1 protein-coding gene is annotated in these 285 nt (G+C 39.6%); it reads right to left on the reverse strand.

The window, feature by feature from the left end; all coding sequences use genetic code 11:
- Positions 1-266 (reverse strand): hypothetical protein (locus tag ACPYOJ_RS35140; protein WP_481420352.1); only part of this gene is annotated, 266 nt, incomplete at its 3' end.
- Positions 267-285: the final 19 nt, after the last annotated feature.

The following is a 285-nucleotide window of genomic DNA, read 5'->3' on the forward strand; positions in this document are numbered from 1 at the left end:
AACCAGTCCTGAGCTCCATAAGGTTCGCTCAAAGTCGATAAAACTGCTGTTCCGCTTTGAGTTCCGTTAAAAAATGCATTATTTGCTACAGCCGGCTGCCCGGAATAGTTGATGGTAAGAGAATCTAAAACATTAGCCGCAATTGAAGACGTAAAATCAATTCTTACTTCTTTCGTACTCAGTTGTTGAAAGTTGAGACTATTCCCATGATAAACAACCTGCGAAACCGTCATCTCATCATCCAGATCAAAATAAATACTGCTCATATTCCTGTCTCTTATACAC

It is taken from the genome of Rhizobium sp. SVR5-9E, from assembly GCF_056755095.1.